The following is a 16,553-nucleotide window of genomic DNA, read 5'->3' on the forward strand; positions in this document are numbered from 1 at the left end:
GATTAGGAGAAATTGAGACAGTGGGGTCTCAGAGAAGTCTCTGAGGAAGAATACGTTTCAATCCCTGAAAGGGATTAGGAGAAATTGAGACACCTCGATTATCTTACGGCTCCTGTTGGCGATCTCGCGTTTCAATCCCTGAAAGGGATTAGGAGAAATTGAGACTTTTATGGCTCGACCCGGCGGGAATCCCGATTTCGGAGTTTCAATCCCTGAAAGGGATTAGGAGAAATTGAGACTCGAATCCACTATCGCTACTTTCCGGCTGCAGATGTTTCAATCCCTGAAAGGGATTAGGAGAAATTGAGACGGAAAGGCCCCACCGGGCAGGGCCCACGCAGCAACCGGTTTCAATCCCTGAAAGGGATTAGGAGAAATTGAGACAGGCCGGCCTGGGAATGAAATCCAGAGACCATTAGGGTTTCAATCCCTGAAAGGGATTAGGAGAAATTGAGACACCGGGGGAACCGGCGAAATGTTCGTCCTTGCCATGTTTCAATCCCTGAAAGGGATTAGGAGAAATTGAGACTTGCAGTTGCGATTTCGGTTTATTTAGTTTTTGCTCGTTTCAATCCCTGAAAGGGATTAGGAGAAATTGAGACACAACGAACCTTGACAACCAAATAGGATCCTTTTCCTGTTTCAATCCCTGAAAGGGATTAGGAGAAATTGAGACAAGTGCAACCACAACCACAGGTAGAAATAATAGAAGTTTCAATCCCTGAAAGGGATTAGGAGAAATTGAGACGAAGTACCTAAAAGCAAATGTGTTGCAAGTGCGGGCGGAGTTTCAATCCCTGAAAGGGATTAGGAGAAATTGAGACCAGTAGTGGAAGAATCACCAGTGAAATTCCAGTTACCGTTTCAATCCCTGAAAGGGATTAGGAGAAATTGAGACTCAAAAATGGAAACGTCAAATGAATGTTAGAGGTGATAAAGTTTCAATCCCTGAAAGGGATTAGGAGAAATTGAGACGATTACTGCCCAGGACGAACATTCCCCACTCTTTATGTTTCAATCCCTGAAAGGGATTAGGAGAAATTGAGACAGATAATTTCCCGCGTAAACACGGCTATAAGCAAGTTTCAATCCCTGAAAGGGATTAGGAGAAATTGAGACGCGAAATATACCACGCCCTTCCTAGCGATTTATCTGTTTCAATCCCTGAAAGGGATTAGGAGAAATTGAGACTGCAGGCAGTTGAAACCCCTAGTGTATTTAGTTTTCAAGGTGCGTTTGCGGTAATCGATAATTAAGATAGCATTTCCCCCATCCACTTGTAAACCCCCTCAAATAAAATTTCCTGGAAATCCGCTCCCCGTAAGGGTTTCGGAAACTGCGGTAATCGAGCCGAGCCGCCAAACCCGCTTCACGGCGCACCGGGAAAGGGTTTCAGACGATAAATTCGCTCTAGTATTTTCCACAGCTACCCATTACCGGAAAAGCGGGGAGGCAAACCGGGACGGATCCAATAGACCCTATCCTGCGGATGCCCGATCGCATTTTACCCCAAATGCAGCCTTTGCGCCGAAAGCTTTCCCACCCCCCAGGATTGCCCCACGCCGCAGTGCATCCCCCAGGCCCTAGCTGCAAAGTCGAGTCGTCCACTGTTGAGGACCGCGCCGGGGTTGGCAGCGATGTTGTCTGCCCACCCAGACAATTCCCCACAACGGACCTTCGGGAGTGGCACTTTGCTCCATTTCCAGCCGATACCGCATATCGCGCACGGCGTCATCCGGTAAATTGGTTTGGGTGAGGGTGACGATCGCCTTGTCGGATCCCTCATAATCCACCGTTACCTCTTGTTGCGCTCTGCCAACCACCGCATCGGAAAACCCATACTCCTCCAGAGCTGCTTTTTTCGGCGTTTCGTAAAAAGTTCGCGAGTCCCCCATACTCTCCTCAGTGAGAAGCACCTCATACTCGTCTCGCGACCCAGAACCGCTTTGGGCCTCCCGGTACTGGTTCTCGTTCGCTACATGGGCTGGCGGCACCGAGGGCAAGTCGGGCAATGCTTGACAAATTGCAGCGGCGATTTCTCCCCGGGTAGCAAAGCGCTGCGGATCGAATTGAACTTCGTTTGCCTCTGGCGTCACTACGATATTCGCTTCCGTTGCCCCAGCAATCTGTTCCGTGGCATAGGAGGGAATCCGCTGGGCATCTGCATAAGTGCGATTCAGCAGGTCTTGCGGCTGGGAGGCGGGAACGTAGTTTAACCCACTGGCTAATGCCACAAAAGTCTGAACCCGTGGGATTTCCTGCCCCGGGCGAAAGTTGCCGTTTTCATAGCCGGACATAAACCCGCGCCGATAGGCATGAGTCATCGGCTGGTGTGCCCAATCATCTCGGCGCACATCCCCAAATATGGGCGGATCTCGCTCTATCTTCTCATTGGGAAAGGCATTCGCGATGAACGCCGCAAACTCCGCCCGCGTCACTGGGTTATTCAGACGAAATGTGCCATCGGAATAACCGCTAATAATCTCTTCTGCCGCCAGTTGCTGCACGCACTCTTTCGCCCAGTGGTTCTGGATATCGGGAAAGGAGGGCTGCGGCGACGGCTGAGCCACCGCTACAGGCAGAATTCGCTTAGCCACGCTCTGCGGCAGGCACAGGGCACCCACGGCTACTGCGATCGCCGCCATTCCTCGAAATACTCGTTTGTTACCTATCATCGTTACCTCACTTGACTCCAATCGGCCATTCAAGTCCGCGCCCACCTTGCCGCCAACTCCCAAAGTAGACCTCTGACTGACCCCGCGCGGGCTACATTTGTGCCAGGAAGGTTGTGTCTGACCAAGGGAGGCAACCGGCCACGAGGGCAAGCATGCAATCATCACATTGCCTTCGGGTCATGCACCGGAAACCGCCGGGAGTTGGGCGCGCTGACGCCTGACTCTCCCATAACTTAACCAAAAATCCAGACAATCGACTCTACAGAAAGGTGTAGATTCGCTCCACCCGCTCTCCCTCCCAATCGCCTAAGTATTTTAACCGAGATACCCCCCACCATGCGATCGCCTCTCTCAAACCCCCGCATCTTCTCCACCCCTCCACTTGGCTCCTTGCCCCCACTCACCGCCCAGAGTTGTCCCCTCTGCGACTCCCCGTCGCCCGACGCATTTGGCAAAGCAGAGAATTCTGCCTCGGTTTTTGCCCATTAATTTGTACTAATTTTGTCCCCTATTTTGCCGAAAATTGCTCCCTGGAAAATCCGGCTGATTAATCCTCCCCTGTTAGTTCAGTAAATTTACTAAACTCAAGCACAGAGCTTCCCAAAACGTAAGTAATTTTTCTGAATTTGTAGCACTTAGAGAGCGACAAAAAACCCCGTCGGAACGCAGCGGGCGAAACATTTTTTCAAATTAACAGTAACAAAGCAAGATTTCAATGGTTATAGTTAGGAAAGTCGCGACGACAAACGTTCATCATTCACAGAAAAGCCATGACCAGAGAATTTGTCTCGGGCCGTTGGGGTAAAAATACTCCCGCGCCTACGAACCAGTTTGCCTCTCGCCCTTTTGCGCCGCCGCCAGAATCGGTACCAGAAGTGCAAACCTCACCGGAAGACCCCCAAACTGACAACCAAAACCCCCAGGGAACTCTACAACAATCACAGGGCGATCGCCTAAAACGAATCTCGATTACTCCACCCAATCCATTCACCCCACGAGTGCAACCCAAACTCACCATTGGAGAACCGGGAGATAAGTACGAAACAGAAGCGGATACTATCGCCAGAAAAGTGGTTGGGGAGATAAATTCGCCCCCCAAGGTTCAAACGCAAAAAACTCCACAACGGCAAATCAAACCCATAGTGCAACGGTTTGGTGGGGAAAGTGCCACCCCAGATTTAGAAGCCACTATTCAACGGGCAAGAAATTGCGGAAAGCCCTTGAGCGCTGGCATCCGAGAACCGATGGAACAGGCATTTGGTGCCGATTTTAGTGGGGTAAAAGTTCACACCGACTCTCAGTCCGATCGGTTGAATCGCTCCATTCAGGCGAAGGCATTTACCACCGGGCAAGATATTTTCTTCCGTGAGGGAACCTATGACCCCTCAACTCCCACGGGGCAAGAGTTAATTGCCCACGAGTTAACTCATGTGGTGCAGCAGAGTGGGGTTTCTCGACTACAACTACAAACGGAGAGTTTACATCCTAAAGGCTGTACCTGTTTAGGTTGCAAACCAACAGTTCGACGAAAACAAGACTTGCAGATTAATAATTCCCAACACAGCATTGAGGACATTATTCAGAGGGGAATATTTAAAGAAAAAACCCCGCGCCAAAAGTTTGACAAAAAAAAGTTTAAGCGCAAAAACTGGCAACCTTCAACTGGTCAGGGTAAATTTGATGCAGAATACAGTCCCAAAACCGGCATTTTAAGCATTACCTTGAAAGTTCACTTTAATTTTCAGGATTCTAGTGCATATGCTGATGTGGCAACGAATCCAGTTGATACAAGGTGGACTGCTCAAGGAAAGAAACAGTGGTTTAATGAGTTTGTTGCTGCTGTAAATTCAAAGTGGGGCAATATCAGCCCAATTACTTGTGATAAACCAGGCTTTAAGGATGTGGTTGTACAACCTAAAATTAAAATTGTGCAGGCAAAAGCCGGCAACGCCCATTGGAATCTGGATGTAACAAAAGCATTCATCCAGCAGGACAAAGGTAAAATGCGGGCGGGTGGATTCTCTGGTGTTACCAGAGACGGTGGCGGAGCCTTCCAAGAATTTGATACTAAAGATAAAATCAATGATTCCAGTGTCAAAGACCATCTTGCTCAAACTGAGAAAACAACCAATATCGAGCCAGCCTATAGACGCGATCGGGAACGACTCGTGGCTTGTTTGGAAGCAATCGGTTTCATTAAGTTTAAATCGAACAGTGCCGACCTCTTACGACGTATGGACACTAAATTAAACCAGGCTGCCCAAAGTCTGGCCGCATTACAAAAAAACAGTGCGCTTGCTCATTTACATCCGTTAAAAATCAAGGTCGTTGCCCGCAACAATCGACTGATGAAAGCCCGTAAAAATGTCATCAAAAGTTTTTTGGCAAGAAATGGTGTAAATCAGCCTATAACTGCCGAAAAAGTTGATGCAGAAAAAGTTGATATAAATACTCCTCGTAATAGTGCTAAGATTGAAGTCGATACAAATATATCTGATGATAGTATGTTGGATCGATATGAAAATCATTGGAGTCGAATCACTGCTGCTCATGAATTTGGCCATATGATTGGCTTGTTGGATGAATACTGTCCTGCAGTTTCTCCAGAACTCTTGCAAAAAATGGTCAATGAAGGGGCAATTCCCCTGAAAGATCAAACGAACCTATCTACCTATGCGACAAGTAAACAATCTCAGAATGAAAACGAGCAAACTGCCTACGCAAAGCTACTGGATAAGACGGGTCTGGAAACCCCAACCTGGGCACGCCCAACTGCCACGCAAGAGGAAAAAAGCACCAGCCTGATGAGTGGTGGTTTTGAGATCCTGAAGCAGCACTATGTCACCATATGGGAAGTTCTAGCTGATATGACTAAAGATTTTGTTGAGGATACTCACTGGAAAATTTAGTGCGTTTTCTTCTCTTCCGGGGTAGGTTGCCAACTTGCATGCCGCAATCATAGAGGTTTTATTCCTTAAACCTTGCCGCTATGTCCTAAACTGCTGAAGGGGAAAATAATTAATATGAGTGGAAAAAATAGACCAGCAAACTAGGCTGTCGGTTGGGATACTCGTCGGACTTGTTGCCAATTAAATTATGGCGATTGGTGCCTAAGCGCAAGAACCTCTTCGACTCGATCGCCAGATAGAAATAATTACAGAGGAGGTTTTGGCGGCCATGACCCGATCGCTGCATCTCGCCAAACTGACCGCGATCGCCGATTTTGCCCGATTCCCCCTGGTGGCACCACCCCAAAACCAAAAGCGCCAAGACCTCTGCAATTAAGGTCTTGGCGCTTTTGGGCGGATGCCAGGAGGCGGGATCGAACCGCCGACACGAGGATTTTCAGTCCTCTGCTCTACCGACTGAGCTATCCCGGCAGGGCTTTTTCTGATGCTTTATTAACTTAACAGATTTATTTGGTCTTGGCAACCCCTTTTACAAATTTTTTTTTGGGAACGCGATGTTTGTAGCTACAAATAGCATCACGTTCCATGCCGATTAAAATTCGTCGATAGGCCGCAGGCGGGTTACTTTCAGCTCGAACGATCCCACGCCTCCTTCGCCAAAGGCTCTGACCCGAACGATATAGTCACCGCCTTGGGTGATGCGGGCAAATAACAGGGAGTTGGTGGTGCCATCTGGGCCATCGTCGTTCTCGGCAACGGTCATCCCATCAGGGCCGATTAGGGTGATGATGGTGTCGAAGCTATCAGACAGCAGGTCGATCGCCACTTGGTCGCCTTCTTGCAACTCCACCAAATAGTCCCGGGCAAATCCCCCTTGTCCGGTAGGAATATCGCTTTCAGATAAATTATCTGTAATTTCATTTCCCCGGGGTAAGCGGATGGGGTTGTACATATCCTGAGCATGAGCGCAGATGGCACTCATGCCAATCGTCAAAGCGGTGACAGGGACGAGGAGAACTGCACGAAATTTGAGAAAAACAGACTTAGGCATGAAGAAATAGTGAAAGTTCAGCAACGACATGATAGAAAGATTCTGGCAGCACGAACAGAAATCGGGGAGATGAAACGTTGAATGTTATAGCCTGCCAAATGACACCCCAATGGTTTAACTGGCAATCTAGCATAGAATCTAGTGAAGAACGTCTGGGAGGGCGAAGGATTTGGGAGAAACCTCACCCAAAGCCGCAAGCATTCCGGATTTGGAAGATGCGGCAGCTCCAAAGTGGGACAGCGATCGCCGCAGTGGGTCGATAGGGAGAGTTTTCGCGTGAAAAAGCACAACCACCACCATTGGCTAATTCTCACGGGGATTTGGTTTCTCGCGGCCCTAGGCGATCGCCTGTGGTTTGCCCTCGATCGCTCGATTCCGGCATGGGATCAAGCTGATTATCTGACTGGTGCCTTAAACTATTGGCAGGCACTGCAAAATCCGCAATGGGGGTTCGGCGAGTGGTGGACCGACTTATGGCTGCTGTCTTCTAAAATACCCCCGGGAACCTATTTAGTTACGGCGATCGTTCACAATTTTTTTGGGATCGGCGGCGATCGCGCCACCTTGGTTCACCTCTTTTTTAGCGCCATACTCCTTGCTTCGGTTTATGGCTTGGGTAAATTACTATTCAATCCGAAAATCGGTTTGTGGGCCGCATTTCTCTGCGTCCTCTTTCCCGGTTTGTATCAGGTTCGGCTGGATTTCTTGCTTGATTATCCCCTCACCGCAACCGTCACCCTTTCGTTGTATTGCCTCACCGGCTGGAAACTAACAGAAACTGCAAAACAGAGAAAAACCCCTCACCCGCAATCGGATATAACCCCCAATTCATCGGCGGATTCATCAAAAAAAACAGGCGATACCCTAAACATTAAATCGGCTTCACCTGAAACAGATGTCCGGGAATTTCATACTATATCCTTAAAATTATTCCGAAAATTTTGCTATTTAATTAGGCAAAAAATCAGCAATTTTATACCGAAGAGAAATTCTCGCTGGCGCGGGAATGACAGGGGAAATGGGGAAGAGAAGCGGGAGAAAGCCACCGGAAAATTGCCCTTACGCCCGTGGATATGGGCGACAGGTTTCGGGGTTTCCTTTGGCGTGGCGCTGATGGTGAAACAAACCGCAGTGTTATTTTTATGTATTCCCTTGTTGTGGGTGGGAGTAGGGACAGTGTACCGTCGCCAGTGGGGGAGAGTGGTGCAATTGGCGGCGGGAGTATGCCTATCGGCGCTGACGATTTATCCGTGGTATCGCACTAATTGGTTGCTGGTGCTGACGGGGAGTAAGAGAGCCACGGTGGATGCGGCGATCGCGGAAGGAGACCCGGCACTCAACACCCTAGGGGCCTGGACGTTTTACCTCAAACAACTGCCGCATCAAATTTCCTGGCCGATCCTGATGGTTTCTCTGTTGGGGTTTGCTTGCGCTTTCGTGAGGTATAGGCAAGCTAATCGCACATATTCTCCAGAAAGCGATCGCCCACTGGCCAGCATTTCCAGGGCATCCTGGCGATGGATTGGGGTATTTTTGCTGGGTTCCTATCTGCTTTGTTCCCTGAATATCAACAAAGATTTTCGCTACGTGCTGCCCTACTTGCCCGTGGTGGCGCTGGTGGTAGCGGCGGGGTTGATGGGATACGATCGCCGATGGGGGAGGTACGTGCGATGGGGAACCGCCACAGCAGCGATCGCGATCGCGATGGCCAACTTGTGGCCGACAAGCGAGCTGTTAGCGCCCCAACCGGGGGCACATCATGCCTATATGGGCGCGCCCTGGCCCCATGAAGCGGCGATCGGGGAAATTCTGGAAACCGCCCCTCATCTGCGTTCCACTCTGGGGGTGTTACCCTCCACGCCCGGCATCAACCAGCATAACTTGAATTATTACGGCAATTTGGCCAACTTTCAAGTATATGGGCGACAGGTGGGCACGCGGAATTCCCACGTGAGGCAAGATGCGCGATCGCTGGATTGGTTCGTCACCAAAACGGGAAATCAGGGGTCGGTGGGAGAAGCGCAAGCGGCGATCGTGCAGCGAATCAAAACCGGGGGGGAATTTCAGTTGCGCGAAAGCTGGGAATTACCCGATGGGAGCGTTTTGGAATTGTATCATCGGCAAAATCCCCCGGTGAGAGTGGAGGCGATCGCGCCCCCGAGTCAGGGGAGGAAAGTGCAGCTCGATCGGGTGAGTATTCCGGCGCAATCGCCCGCCGGGGTTCCGGTGTCGGTGACATACCAGTGGTCCGGGGATTGGGCGGAATTGCGCCAGGGAATTGTGCTACTCACTTGGCGCAAGGTAGGAGAGTGGGGAGAAACCGGGGCGCGCGATCGCTGGTTTCACGATCGCGGGATTGGCGGAGGAGAGTTGCGATCGTCAGCGCCACCCGCCCACGCCAAAGTTATCGACCGAACCGCAATGCTTCCCCCAGGAGATGTGACCCCGGGAGATTATACCTTGGTAGCGCGGTATTTGAATCGCAACACTGGGGAAAGTTATCCGATTTCCGTGCCCTCGGTGCGGTTAACGGTGGATCCGAATGCCACCGCATCCCCTGCGCCGGAGTTGGATTGGGTGACGCAGTTGCGATCGCTCTCGGCGGCATTACCTTTAGGACCGGATGCCTTAGGGCCGGTGTTTGACGAAATCGGACGAATCAATCAATACGATCCGATTCAGGATTATTTAAACCAAGCGCAGCGATCGCTGGAGTATCGCTTGCAGCGAGAACCGCAAAATCTGGAATTTGCCTATAATTTAGCCTTAGCGAATGTATTGCGACGGGATGCCAAAGGGGCGATCGAGGCATTGCAAACCGTGGTACAACTCGATCCGCAGAATCCTTTCGCTCATGCGTATCTGGCATTTGTGTATTTGTACGATTGGCAACCGCGAGAGGCTGAAATTGCCTTAGAATCGGCGAGGGCGCTAGCACCAGAACAATTAGAAATTCAGTTGCTCGGTGGTGTAGCGGCGCTGATGCAGGGCAATCTCGTGCAACTGTGGCATCGGTTGCAGCAGTTTGTTCCTTCTGGGATACAGACATTACTTTTTGCAGTTGTTATAGTAATAATGGTTCTGCTGAGTGCAGTTCTTTTATGGTGGGGGATAAAATCTCGCCGATAGAGGGTGGGTGTCGTTTGAAAAAAAGCGGACTAGACCTCGGTTCGGTGTATCTAATTCGTTGCTCATTCCCACAGATTGAGCGCACAAAGGTGGTTTCTAACCGCAACTGAACCGATGTTCTAGAATGGGAGGGTAGGGTTTATCGCCGCTGATGGGGCGAAATACCTACCTCTAAATATCTGTAGAATTAACAAGGAAAAATTGAGATGACTCATCAACAGTTAAAAATTGTTTCACTGCTCCCGAGTGCCACGGAAATCGTTGCGGGTTTGGGATTGACCGATCGCCTGGTGGGGCGATCGCACGAATGCGATTATCCCCTGCCGGTTATCGATCTGCCCGCCTGTACCGCCCCGAAACTCGACCCGGAAGGAAGCAGTCAGGAAATCCACGATCGCGTCACCGAATTAATGAACTCGGCGCTTAGCGTTTATGAAGTGAAAAACGAGTTGCTGAAACAACTGCAACCCACTCATATTATTACCCAAGATCAGTGCGATGTTTGTGCCTGTTCGTTACACGAAGTAGAAGCAGCGGTGGGAGAAATGGTCAGTTCTCGACCGCAGATTATCTCCTTGCAACCGACGGTTTTATCGGAAGTTTGGGCGGATATTATTCGCGTGGGTCAAGCGTTAAATGCCGATGCAGAGGCGGTGGTTGCCAAACTGCAAGCGCGGGTGCAAGAAATTACCAACCAAACTGAAGGAATTGCCCAGAGCGATCGCCCTACCGTTGCTTGTATCGAGTGGAGTTCTCCCTTGATGGCGGCGGGCAATTGGATTCCGGAATTAGTGGAAATGGCAGGCGGGCGATCGCTGTTTGGCAAAGTGGGCCAACATTCTCCCTGGTTAAATTGGCAAGATTTAATTTCGGCTAATCCCGATATTATCATTTTCATGCCTTGCGGTTACGATTTAGACCGCACCCGGGAAGATGCGGCGAATTTAAGCAATCATCCCAATTGGCAAAAATTGCCAGCAGTGCAGTCGGGTAAAGTTTACCTGACTGATGGCAATTCTTTCTTTAATCGGCCCGGTCCGCGATTGGTGGATTCTCTAGAAATTTTAGCCGAAATTTTGCATCCGCAACAGTTCCAATTTGGCTATCAAAATAAAGCTTGGGCGCAAGCTTCTGCAGTTCCGGTGGGATAATATTGTGTAGAGTGGGCAATGTCCTATAGGGTTTGATTTTCACCTAGGCATTGTCCACCCTACAGTCTTTTTTGCGGACTTTGGGGGTCGAGGGCATCGCGCAATCCATCGCCGAGATAATTAATACTTAAAACAGCGATAAAAATGGCCAGTCCTGGAAAAATGGCCATGTGCGGTGCGGTTTGCAAATAATCGCGGGCGTCGTAAAGCATGCGCCCCCAGGTGGGGACATCTGGAGGAAATCCTAATCCTAAGAAACTGAGGGTGGATTCGGTGATAATCGCATTACCTACGGAGAGGGTAGCGGCGACAATCACCGGACCGAGAACATTGGGGAGAATATGAATCCAAATAATCCGGGCGGGAGACGCGCCGAGGGAACGGGCGGCGGCGACAAAATCCAGGTTTCGGGTGGTTAAAAACCCGGCGCGAACCAGTCGGGCGACAGACATCCAATTGAGCAATCCAATGACGAAGACTAGGAGGATGAAAATGCCGAATTGCGGACCGGCGATCGCTTTGATTTGTTCGCGAAATAAATAGACGACGAGGAGTAATAAGGGTAGCTGGGGCAAGGCTAAAAATAAATCAGTGAAGCGCATGAGGATGCCATCGAGGATACCGCCATAAAAGCCGGCGATCGCGCCGATAAAGACGCCGAAAAAGATGGCGACTAACATAGCGGCGATACCCACGGCGATGGAAATTCTGCCTCCCCACAATATCCGCGCCAAAATATCTTGACCCAAGGCATTTGTGCCGAAAGGATGGGCAAAACTCGGGCCGGCGGAAGCTTGGGCAAAGTCAATTTTATCGATAGGAACGGTATAAATCATCGGCCCGAAGGCGACACTGAGGAGGAGAACGGACAAGGCGATCGCGCCCAATACCGCCATGCGATCGCGCCGAAACCGCCGCCATGCATCCCCCCACACGGTCCGGGGCGGATGTTGGATAATTTCGCTGGAAATGGGGTTGGCATCGGTCATTATTTTTTCCCTTGTCTGGCAAAATTACGGGTCAGGTTATTGATGATAGTTTACCCGAGGATCGAGCAGAGCATAAAGCAAATCGGCAATTAAATTAAACACCACAATTAAGATGGCATAAATAAAGGCGATCGCCATCACCACCGGGGTATCGTTGCGATAAATCGATTCGATTAACAGCGCCCCAATTCCCGGAACCCGAAACACCTGTTCCGTGACTAATGCCCCGGTAAATACCGCCGGAATATCCAGGGCAACCAGGGTGACAACCGGAATCAACGCATTTCGCAAAATGTGGCGTTTGAGTACCTTAAAGTTAGACAATCCTTTAGCATAGGCAGTGCGAACATATTGGCGTTCCAATTGTTCTAAAATCGAAGAGCGAATGAAGCGCATTAAAATTGCGGCTTGATATAACCCCAAAACGCAAATCGGCATAATCGACTGTTTGAGTTGGGCGAGAAAACTGTTCCAATCGGTAACGGTTAAGGTGCTATTGTAGATAAAGGGAAACCAATTGAGCTGAACGCTGAAAATAATAATAAACAGTAATCCGGTGAAAAAGGGAGGTAGGGAAAACCAGAAAAAGGCAAAAGTAGTGGCGATTTGGTCGATAGCAGAATAGCGTTTTAGGGCGGAAATAATGCCCAGGGGAAAGGCAATCAAAAGGGCGAAAATATAGGCAGATCCGACAACCCACAGGGTGGTGGGCAAGCGTTGGGCGATGAGTTCGATAACGGGACTGCGACTGGTAAACGAGTAGCCCATATCCCCGGTAAAAAATGCCACGGCCCATTTAAAATAGCGAATGTGAATCGGTTGGTCTAGTCCGAAGGATTTTCGCAGATTTTCCCGCACTTCTGGGGTGATGGCGGGATTGCTGGCAAATTCGCCTAGGGGGTCGCCAGGGGCGAGGGCGAGAATGGTAAAAATCACCAAGCTAATGGCGATTAAGGTGGGAATTGATATTAGCAGGCGTTTTAATAAGTAGGTTTTCATGGTGATAATAGAGTCAGGGTTTCTAGCGGGGCAGGGGAGTTCCGTGCCCCGATACACTTCTGCGCCTTTATTCTTTGCGCTTCCAATCTTTAATGTTCCAAATGTTGCGGTCCCAGGGGGTTAGTTCTACGCCTTCGATGCTGTTGCTGAGGGCGATCGCATCGGCGCGATGTACCAAAGGAATAACCGCCATGTCGTTAATGAGCAAATCGTTCATTTGAATGATTAATTGCTGCCGTTTTTCCGGGTCTAATTCGCGCTTTGCTTGTTCCCAGAGTTGGTCATAGGTGGGATTGCAATAGCGGGAAAAGTTTTGCCCCGACCAGTTGTTTTCCTGGCGCGATATTTCGCTGCAGGTGTAGGTTTTCAGGTAGCGATCGGGGGCGGGACTGGCATTGCCGGTGGTGAACATTTGCAAATCGGCATAAAAGCGATTGATAGAGTCGGGGTTGGACGGATCGCCAGCGAAATAGATACTCGGGTCGATGCTTTTGAGTTCTACTTGTACCCCGATTTCGCTTAATCCTTGTTTGACGATTTCTTGGGTTTTTTGCCGCACTGGGTTGACGGAAGTTTGAAATAACACGGTCATTTCTACTCCATCTTTATCGCGAATTCCATTATTATTGCTGTCTTGCCATCCGGCTTCATCGAGCAATTCAGCGGCTTTTTCGAGGTTAAATTCGTAACTGGTATTTTGGGAAACGTAGCGGTCCGGGGCGAGGAGAAAATTGGGGGTGGGTTTGCCGGTGAGGCCATAAAGTTGTTCGGCAATGGTTTCGCGGTCGATCGCCAGATTAAATGCCTCTCTCACTTGCGGGTCGGTGAAAAAGGGATGGGGGAATTCTAAGGTAGAGCGATCGCCTTCCGCATTGGCTCGATTGGGGTCGGTGAGGTTAAACTGAATTCGTTCTCCCAATGGGCCAAAATTGGCAATTACCCGCCCTTTTCCCCCAGCTTCTAATTGCTGCAAAACCTGCGGTTCGGTTTGCAAATTAAAGGCAAAGTCCGCGTCGCCGGTTTGCAGAACCGCCCTCGCCGCCGAGGTGGAATCGCCACCGCCCTTGAGTTCGATGCGTTTAAAATACACAGTCTCAGCCTCTCGGAAATAGGGATTTGGTTCGTAAACCACCGTATCTCCCGGCTTGAATTCGACTACGCGAAACGGCCCGGTTCCTACTGCCATTAAATTGGCCGGCGCTTGGCGGGCATTGACCCCATTATACTCGGCAAACTTATGGCGGGGCAAAATCATCCCTTCCGACCCCACAAAGGGCATCGACCAGGCGGGATTGATTTGCTTAAAATTAATCTTAATGGTATAATCGTCTAGGGTTTCCACACTTTCGATCGTGTCGTAAGTGGCAGCAGACGCCGAAGCGGTTTCCGGATTGGTGATATATTCATAGGTGAACGCTACATCGGCGGCGGTAAATGACGTGCCATCAGACCATTGGATGTCCCGTTTCAGTTTCCATGTCACCGACTTGCCATCCGCCGCCACCCCGCCATTTTCCCGGGTGGGAATTTCTGCTGCCAAAAATGGCACCAATTCCCCGTTTTCGTCGTAACTGGCGAGGGGTTCTAAGGTGATGCGACTCGCTTCCCAATCTTTGAACCCTACGGATAAATGAGGGTTGAGAATGGTGGGCGCTTGCCAGTAGAGTAACCGCAAGACCTCTTGCGGTGGGGCGGTGGGCGTTTGGGTGGCGGGAGTGCAGGCACTCAGCACCGATCCGACAACCAGTGATAGCGCCAACAACGACACCACCAACCGAGGGCGATCGCGGTTCTTTTTCAAAATTTCCCTCCTTTTGCATCTGCAGATTTAATCTCTTACAATATCAAGACAAGGGGGGTTTTGTCATTTGTCATTTGTCACTTGTCCTTTGTTATTTGTAGGGTGTCATTTGTCACTTGTCACTTGTCACTTGTCCTTTGTGCGACTACCAATGACTAATAACCAATGACCAATGACTAATGACCAATGACCAATGACTAATGACCAATGACCAATCATTGTTTGCGATCGCAGTGCTGGGGGGTGGGGGGTGGTGCGATCGCTGGGGTAGGGGAAGTGCTGCTGGTGTGGAGGAATAGGGAAAGTGCGATCGCGGGGAGAAGAAATGCGATCGCTTTTTGTCCGTGGGTTGAGGTGCGATCGCGCTTTTCGGCACTCCACTGCCATACTAACAGAATCACGCTCAATGCAAAACCCAGATAACTATCCAGGTACAGTCCGATTAAATTCGGCACCACACATTCCAGCAATTGCCAGAGTTTTTGATTCGCGAGTTTCTCTTTCATGTTTTTATCTCGTAACTCTTATACTCCCATTAAATTGATGGCAGAAATTAGTGTAAATTGGCGCAAAATAACATCAAACATTGAGTTCAAAAATTGTTTAGCTTGAAATAATCGCGGATTGCCTTGAATGATAAATAATCAGTATAAATTAACAAAAATACCAATCAATAAATTCAAATAAAACCAAATAATATTTGGCAACTATAAGGAGAAAGATCGGGATAAAATCTAAAATTTATGCTAGGGTATGACTAGGAAAAAAGCCACCGCTTACGGACCCGGGCGGTAATTGAAATTCCAGGAGAAAACTGATGATAGCCTTTGCAACGACAAACTCATTACAAGAACGATTTTTGGCGGATTTCGCCAACCAAGTGGTGTGGGGGCGAAATAACGACACCCAGCGTTTATGCTGTTGGTTCCGCTTTCATCCGCAACACCAAGAGAAGACGAATACAGAGGTTGCAGCGGAGATTCGGAAACAACTCAACGGCAGTTTTCCGAGTACCAATATGCCAGCAACCCTAGCAGCAGTGGTGAAAAAGATAAAAGAACAATTTGGCGAAAAGATGCAAGCGGATGGGGTAGCGGTTGACTTGTTGCAACGGGAACGAGGATGGCAACCGCAACAACCGACGGATAAATATCCTTGGCAAATCATTTATCAGTGGTTGTGGGACATCGAATTTCCTCGGCGGGGGTGGCAGTTGGCGCAGGAAATAGCAACTTGTGCGATAGATGAGTTGCAGATGACTGCGATCGATAAGCTACCGCTACAGCGGCGTTTGGATTTAGATGAAATCGAAACTTGCGAGAAAACAATTCGCAAGGGAGAAAGATATGCCCTCGGGGTAAATTTGGGACAGGATGGCTATTTATTGTTGGTGAATCAGAGTCAAAGCGGGGAAACAATCTGTCTGTGTCCTTCCCGGGCGTATCGTTTAGCGGCGCAGTTTTTACCGGATCGACCGCTTTATCTTCCGCAGCTAAATGCACCTGGGAAATCCTTGCGGTTTACGGAGGTAGGGGAAGAGTATTTTCTGGCAATTGTTACCGAAAAGCCATTAAATTTGTCTTGGGTGAGTCCGGATTCTCCACCCAAGGATATTCTGGTGGACGAACAACGGTTGCGGGAGATATTTATGGAGTTGGGGAAACAGTGTAATGGGCGGGTTTATTATAAAAAGTTTCTCGTTACGGAGTAACACCCGACGGGGGATAAATCCCCCGTCTAACAGCTCAAGTCGGTTGAAACCGAGATCTTGTACCAGTTGCAACACCCGACGGGGGATAAATCCCCCGTATAACAGCTCAAGTCGGTTGAAACCGACTAAAATATTTGT

11 protein-coding genes, 1 tRNA gene and 1 CRISPR repeat array (1 of these 13 only partly in view) are annotated in these 16,553 nt (G+C 49.5%); of the genes, 4 read left to right on the plus strand and 8 right to left on the minus strand.

Annotation, left to right across the window (positions count from 1 at the left end):
- Positions 1-1,191: a CRISPR direct-repeat array (repeat unit 37 nt; unit sequence GTTTCAATCCCTGAAAGGGATTAGGAGAAATTGAGAC); it begins 3,510 nt to the left of the window's first position.
- 392 nt (positions 1,192-1,583) lie between these two features.
- Positions 1,584-2,675, minus strand: coding sequence for an S-layer homology domain-containing protein (locus tag LKK83_RS16475; RefSeq protein WP_324632318.1), 1,092 nt, complete (start codon positions 2,673-2,675; stop codon positions 1,584-1,586).
- A gap of 770 nt (positions 2,676-3,445) precedes the next feature.
- Here LKK83_RS16475 and LKK83_RS16480 point away from each other — a divergent pair.
- Entirely contained in the window at positions 3,446-5,584 is a 2,139-nt protein-coding gene (locus LKK83_RS16480) for an eCIS core domain-containing protein (RefSeq protein ID WP_324632319.1), read from the plus strand.
- A gap of 109 nt (positions 5,585-5,693) precedes the next feature.
- On the opposite strand, the gene LKK83_RS16485 is transcribed toward LKK83_RS16480, so the two are convergent.
- From LKK83_RS16485 to LKK83_RS16495, 3 genes are all read right to left on the minus strand, one after another.
- The gene (locus LKK83_RS16485) at positions 5,694-5,945 is read right to left on the minus strand and encodes a hypothetical protein (protein ID WP_324632320.1); all 252 of its coding nucleotides are present in this window, start codon (positions 5,943-5,945) and stop codon (positions 5,694-5,696) included.
- A 37-nt stretch (positions 5,946-5,982) separates the two neighbouring features.
- Positions 5,983-6,055, minus strand: a tRNA-Phe gene (locus LKK83_RS16490).
- Positions 6,056-6,176: 121 nt separating this feature from the next.
- Positions 6,177-6,635, minus strand: coding sequence for a PPC domain-containing protein (locus tag LKK83_RS16495; protein ID WP_324632321.1), 459 nt, complete (start codon positions 6,633-6,635; stop codon positions 6,177-6,179).
- 141 nt (positions 6,636-6,776) lie between these two features.
- Here LKK83_RS16495 and LKK83_RS16500 point away from each other — a divergent pair, with 141 nt between their 5' ends.
- Positions 6,777-9,764 carry a glycosyltransferase family 39 protein gene (locus tag LKK83_RS16500; protein WP_442957326.1) on the plus strand — a complete coding sequence of 996 codons (2,988 nt, stop codon included), beginning with the start codon at positions 6,777-6,779 and terminating at the stop codon, positions 9,762-9,764.
- Between the two features lie 206 nt (positions 9,765-9,970).
- Positions 9,971-10,915 carry a cobalamin-binding protein gene (locus LKK83_RS16505; RefSeq protein WP_324632322.1) on the plus strand — a complete coding sequence of 315 codons (945 nt, stop codon included), beginning with the start codon at positions 9,971-9,973 and terminating at the stop codon, positions 10,913-10,915.
- A 59-nt stretch (positions 10,916-10,974) separates the two neighbouring features.
- Here the strand turns inward: LKK83_RS16505 and LKK83_RS16510 are convergent, their stop codons facing one another.
- The 4 genes from LKK83_RS16510 to LKK83_RS16525 all read right to left on the minus strand — a co-directional run bounded on the left by LKK83_RS16510 (position 10,975) and on the right by LKK83_RS16525 (position 15,210).
- On the minus strand, positions 10,975-11,904 hold the full coding sequence (locus tag LKK83_RS16510; RefSeq protein ID WP_324632323.1) for an ABC transporter permease: 930 nt from the start codon (positions 11,902-11,904) through the stop codon (positions 10,975-10,977).
- Positions 11,905-11,940: 36 nt separating this feature from the next.
- The gene (locus tag LKK83_RS16515) at positions 11,941-12,903 is read right to left on the minus strand and encodes an ABC transporter permease (RefSeq protein WP_324632324.1); all 963 of its coding nucleotides are present in this window, start codon (positions 12,901-12,903) and stop codon (positions 11,941-11,943) included.
- A 67-nt stretch (positions 12,904-12,970) separates the two neighbouring features.
- A complete protein-coding gene (locus LKK83_RS16520; RefSeq protein WP_442957327.1) occupies positions 12,971-14,704 on the minus strand; it encodes a peptide ABC transporter substrate-binding protein in 1,734 nt (577 codons plus the stop codon).
- 215 nt (positions 14,705-14,919) lie between these two features.
- Positions 14,920-15,210 (minus strand): hypothetical protein, encoded by a 291-nt coding sequence (locus LKK83_RS16525; RefSeq protein WP_324632325.1) that lies wholly within the window; start codon positions 15,208-15,210, stop codon positions 14,920-14,922.
- A gap of 311 nt (positions 15,211-15,521) precedes the next feature.
- Between LKK83_RS16525 and LKK83_RS16530 the strand changes: the two genes are divergently transcribed.
- On the plus strand, positions 15,522-16,415 hold the full coding sequence (locus tag LKK83_RS16530) for a DUF4384 domain-containing protein (protein WP_324632326.1): 894 nt from the start codon (positions 15,522-15,524) through the stop codon (positions 16,413-16,415).
- Positions 16,416-16,553: the final 138 nt, after the last annotated feature.

The sequence above is a fragment of the Phormidium sp. CCY1219 genome (genome assembly GCF_035615515.1).
Classification (GTDB): Bacteria; Cyanobacteriota; Cyanobacteriia; order Cyanobacteriales; family Laspinemataceae; genus CCY1219.

Coding starts and splice junctions, on each gene's coding strand:
- LKK83_RS16475 (WP_324632318.1), bottom strand. CDS start 2,675: ATGATAGGTAACAAACGAGTATTTCGAGGAATGGCGGCGATCGCAGTA.
- LKK83_RS16530 (WP_324632326.1), top strand. CDS start 15,522: ATGATAGCCTTTGCAACGACAAACTCATTACAAGAACGATTTTTGGCG.
- LKK83_RS16515 (WP_324632324.1), bottom strand. CDS start 12,903: ATGAAAACCTACTTATTAAAACGCCTGCTAATATCAATTCCCACCTTA.
- LKK83_RS16480 (WP_324632319.1), top strand. CDS start 3,446: ATGACCAGAGAATTTGTCTCGGGCCGTTGGGGTAAAAATACTCCCGCG.
- LKK83_RS16510 (WP_324632323.1), bottom strand. CDS start 11,904: ATGACCGATGCCAACCCCATTTCCAGCGAAATTATCCAACATCCGCCC.
- LKK83_RS16505 (WP_324632322.1), top strand. CDS start 9,971: ATGACTCATCAACAGTTAAAAATTGTTTCACTGCTCCCGAGTGCCACG.
- LKK83_RS16495 (WP_324632321.1), bottom strand. CDS start 6,635: ATGCCTAAGTCTGTTTTTCTCAAATTTCGTGCAGTTCTCCTCGTCCCT.
- LKK83_RS16525 (WP_324632325.1), bottom strand. CDS start 15,210: ATGAAAGAGAAACTCGCGAATCAAAAACTCTGGCAATTGCTGGAATGT.